1 protein-coding gene is annotated in these 2,099 nt (G+C 73.7%); it reads right to left on the bottom strand.

Going from position 1 to position 2,099, the window contains the following annotated elements:
- The coding region (locus GT354_RS08590) for a type I polyketide synthase (RefSeq protein WP_237534517.1) at positions 1 to 2,099 on the bottom strand (2,099 nt) is incomplete at both ends.

The following is a 2,099-nucleotide window of genomic DNA, read 5'->3' as shown; positions in this document are numbered from 1 at the left end:
CCGAGTGCACTCCGGGCCGGTCCCCGCCGTCCGCCACGGCCCGCAGCGAGCCGAGCAGGTCGGCACGGTCGCGGACGACCAGCACGGCCCGGTGCTCGAAGGACGCACGCGTGGTGGCGAGGGAGTATCCGATGTCCACCGGAGCCGCATCGGGGGCGGCGGCCACCCGGTCGTACAGCCGTCGTGCCTGGGCCCGCAGCCCCGGCCCGCTCTTGGCCGACACCGCGACCGGAACGGACGCCGCGGCCGGAAAGGACACTACGGCCGGTCCGGAACGCGCCGCGTGTTGCGGCACCGCCTCGGACCCGACGGGCGCGCTCGCGGTCCCGCCGTCCGCCACCGCACCCGGCGGTGCGAACTCGACATCCGCCGGGGCCTCTTCGAGCAGCACGTGGGCGTTGGTACCGCTGATGCCGAACGAGGACACCCCCGCCCGGCGCGGACGGTCCGCCGCAGGCCACTCCACCGCCCGGGACAGCAGCGCGATCCGTCCCGTCGACCAGTCGACACGCGGGGTCGGCTCGTCGGCGTGCAACGTACGCGGCAGCACCCCGTGCCGCATCGCCTGCACCATCTTGATCACGCCGGCCACTCCGGCGGCGGCCTGGGTGTGACCGATGTTCGACTTCACCGAGCCCAGCCACAGGGGACGCGCTCGCGCCTGCCGCCCATACGTCGCGAAGAATGCCTCCGCCTCGATGACGTCCCCCAACCGGGTTCCGGTGCCGTGCGCCTCGACCGCGTCGATGTCGCCGGGTTCGAGCCCCGCGTCCACGAGTGCCTGCCGGATCACCCGCTGCTGCGCCGGTCCGTGCGGTGCGGTCAGCCCGTTGCTCGCCCCGTCCTGGTTCACCGCCGAGCCGCGCACCGTGGCCAGTACCGCAAGTCCGGTACGACGCGCGTGGGACAAACGGCTCAGGAGCAGCATGCCGGCTCCCTCGGCCCATCCGGTGCCGTCGGCGGACGCGCCGAACGCCTTGCAGCGGCCGTCCGGAGCCAGTGCTCGCTGACGGCTGAACTCCACGAACGACGACGGTCCCGACATCACCGTGGCGCCGCCGGCCAACGCGAAGGCACACTCCCCCCGGCGCAGCGCCTGGGCCGCCAGGTGCAGGGCGACCAGGGACGAGGAACACGCCGTGTCCACGGTCAGGGCCGGGCCTTCGAGGCCGAACGTGTAGGCGATCCGCCCCGAGGCGACGCTTCCGGCGTTGCCCAGGCCGAGGTATCCCTCGACCTGCTCGGGCGTCCTGCCCAGGTGCCGCGCGTAGTCGCTGTACATCAGCCCGACGTACACCCCGGTCGCCGAGCCGCGCAGGGTCTCGGGGACCAGACCGGCGTACTCGAAGGTCTCCCAGGCCACTTCGAGCAGCAGCCGGTGCTGCGGGTCCATCGCCAACGCCTCGCGCGGGGAGATGCCGAAGAAGCCGGGGTCGAAGCGGTCCGCGCCCGAGAGGAACCCGCCTTCGCGCACATACGTCCGTCCGGCCCGCCCGGGGTCCGGGTCGTACAGCGCCCGGGTGTCCCAGCCCCGGTCGGTGGGGAAGGGACCGATGGCGTCCTTGCCTTCGCTCACCAGATGCCACAGCTCCTCGGGAGAGGTCACGCCTGCGGGATAGCGGCAGGCCATCCCCAGGATCACCACGGGGTCGTCGTCGAACCGGGCCGCACCGCGGTTCACGGGCGCGACGCCGGCCGGCGCGGCGGCGCTTTGTGCCCCGAGGTGGGCGGCGAGCGCGGCGGCCGTGGGAAAGTCGAAGGCGACGGCCTCGGAGAGCGGCAGGCCGGTCGCCGCCGTCAGCCGCTCCCGCAGCACCGTCGCCGTCAGGGAGTCCATGCCCAGGTCCCGAAGTGCGGTGTTGGGCTCCACCGTTGGCGCCGGACAGCCGAGCACGACCGCCACCTCGCCGCGCACCAGGGCCAGGAGGTCTGGCGCCGGTTGCACGGCGGCCTCTGTGCCCAGCCTCCTCGCCGGCCGGCCGGCGAGGTCTCGCCGCACGATCTTCCCGGAGGTGGTGCGGGGAAGGTCCGCCACCTCGAACAGTTCGACGGGTACTTTGAAGGTGGACAGTCGGGCCCGGCAGGCGGCGAGGACGCTC

This window comes from Streptomyces sp. SID3343 (genome assembly GCF_009865215.1).
GTDB lineage: Bacteria > Actinomycetota > Actinomycetes > Streptomycetales > Streptomycetaceae > Embleya.
The sequence above is the reverse complement of the archived record's forward strand: the minus strand, read 5'-3'. Positions and strand labels throughout refer to the sequence as shown.